The organism is Methanoculleus sp. MH98A, assembly GCF_000691865.1.
Taxonomy (GTDB): domain Archaea; phylum Halobacteriota; class Methanomicrobia; order Methanomicrobiales; family Methanoculleaceae; genus Methanoculleus.
Genome location: NZ_JMIO01000111.1, coordinates 1 through 641, shown reverse-complemented (window position 1 = coordinate 641; position 641 = coordinate 1). Strand labels below are relative to the sequence as shown.

The window sequence follows — 641 nt, the reverse complement described above, 5'->3', positions numbered from 1 at the left end:
ACACAACGACGTCGGCGATCACGCACACCGTCTACGACCTGGTGCTCTTCTCGATGATGCTGGTCGGGATGTCGATCTGAGGGGCGAAACCCCTTTTTTTCCGAAAAAAGTCAGTGCTTCCGGTATAGCCGCCCGTGAGTTTTACTGTGTATCCCATACCGCCTGCAACTCGGTGCGCGCTTCTTCCAGGGTATACAGGCGGCCTGCCTTGATATCTTCGAGCGACTCCTCGATTCCCTGGACAGCCTCGGCGCTCAGAGGCTCTTCGTCCTCGGCGGTATTCATGAGCCGCCTGATAACATCGTCAAAGGTTTCGCGAGGGTACCGCTTCATCCCTGCCAGCCGCTCCTTTGTCTCCCGGGATACCCCTGTCGTCCCATATCACGATCTATAGCGCTCTATTGAATATCGTCGTTGTGATCGTCTTTGATACCTCTGCTACAAGACCCGGTGCGAAACGAACAGTGCAGACAGATCGTCGGTATGCACTTTGCTATCGACAGAAACTACATGAAAAACAAGAAGCGCTGAGGGGGAGATTTGAACTCCCGAGGGGCTCAACGCCCCACGGGCTTTCCAGGCCCGCGCCCTACCGGTCTAGACTACCTCAGCAATGTGCATCATTAGTTGGCGGTGTATTT

General features: G+C 54.9%; 1 protein-coding gene and 1 tRNA gene. Both read right to left on the bottom strand.

All coding sequences use genetic code 11. From position 1 onward, the window contains the following. Positions 1-141 precede the first annotated feature (141 nt). Entirely contained in the window at positions 142-333 is a 192-nt protein-coding gene (locus EI28_RS11550; protein WP_048114307.1) for a hypothetical protein, read from the bottom strand. 192 nt (positions 334-525) lie between these two features. Further along, a tRNA-Ser gene (locus EI28_RS11545) sits at positions 526-612 on the bottom strand. Between the last annotated feature and the right edge of the window lie 29 nt (positions 613-641).